Origin of the sequence: Phycicoccus sp. CSK15P-2 (genome assembly GCF_016888005.1) — a bacterium.
Classification (GTDB): Bacteria; Actinomycetota; Actinomycetes; order Actinomycetales; family Dermatophilaceae; genus Phycicoccus.
This window is the reverse complement of sequence record NZ_JAFDVE010000042.1, coordinates 1-1297: the sequence shown is the minus strand read 5'-3', so window position 1 is coordinate 1297 and position 1297 is coordinate 1. Positions and strand designations below refer to the sequence as shown.

Annotated in this window: 1 protein-coding gene; it reads left to right on the top strand. The window is 68.8% G+C overall.

What is annotated here, in order from left to right; translation table 11 throughout:
- The first annotated feature begins 211 nt into the window (after positions 1 to 211).
- Positions 212 to 1285 carry an IS110 family transposase gene (locus JQN72_RS18060; RefSeq protein ID WP_307812814.1) on the top strand — a complete coding sequence of 358 codons (1074 nt, stop codon included), beginning with the start codon at positions 212 to 214 and terminating at the stop codon, positions 1283 to 1285.
- The last annotated feature ends 12 nt before the right edge of the window (positions 1286 to 1297 follow it).

Sequence of the window (1297 nt, the reverse complement as noted above, 5' to 3'; positions counted from 1 at the left end):
TCAGTGTCAGGGTGACAGCGCCGCATCGCGGTGGTTGGGTCCTGAGCACTGGCTGTCTGGCTCGTAGCGTCGGTGCCGCCTTCGGGTTGGCGAGCATGCGTTTTGTCGGCGGCCGGTGTGAAGGACCGGCCGGCGTGACTTGATAGGAGCGTGGCATCGCCCCCACTGAGATGTGTCCGCCGACCGGCCCAACCGTCCAGTCACTGATCAGGTGAAGGAGGCAACCACCATGGTTGTTGTTGGAGCCGATGTCCACAAGCACACGCACACGTTCGTCGCGGTCGACCCGGTCGGGAAGCAGGTGGGTCAGGTCACCGTCGCCGCTACGTCCAAGGGTCACGCGAAGGCGTTGGGGTGGGCCCGTCGGGAGTTCGGAGAGGACCTTCGGTGGGCGGTCGAGGACTGCCGTCACCTCTCGACCCGGCTGGAGCGGGACCTGCTGAGCGCGGGCCAGTCGGTGGTGCGGGTACCGCCGAAGATGATGGCCGAGCAGCGTCGGGTGGCGCGCACGCGGGGGAAGTCGGACCCGATCGATGCTCTCGCGGTCGCCCGGGCCTTCCTGCGTGAGCCGGACCTGCCGGTGGCCACGCACGACGAGGTCTCCCGGGAGGCCAAGCTCTTGACCGACCGGCGGGATGCGTTGGTGGCCACCCGGACCCGCACGATCAACAGCCTGTTGTGGCGGGTCCACGAGCTGGACCCTGCGATGGCGCCGGCGCCGCGGTCACTGGACCGGGCCGTGACTCAGCAAGCCCTGCACGCATGGCTGGGGACGCTGTCGGGAATCGTGGCGGAGATGGCCCGCGACGAGCTCGAGGACGTCATCGCTCTCACGGCCCGGATCGACGTCTTCGGCAAGCGTCTGGGTGCGCTGGTCCGGCGTGAGGTGCCCGAGCTGCTCGCGCTGCCGGGGTGCGGGGAGCTGTCCGCGGCCAAGCTGCTCGGAGAGTCTGCTGGGATCACCCGCTTCTCCACCGAGGCCCGGTTCGCCCGGCACGGCGGGCTGGCCCCGATCCCGGTGTGGTCCGGGAACACCGCCGGCCGGGTGCGGATGACCAGGTCAGGAAACCGGCAGGTCAACTGTGCGGTCCACCGGATCGCGATCACCCAGATCCGACTGAAGGACTCCCTCGGGCGGGCGTACTACGACAAGAAGCTCGCCGAGGGCAAGACCAGGACAGAGGCCCTGCGATGCCTGAAACGTCGGATCGCCCGCACCGTCTTCAACCGCCTCACCACCGACCACCACAACCGTCAGACCCCGGCCCTACCGGCCACGGCTTGACATAGGAGAAAC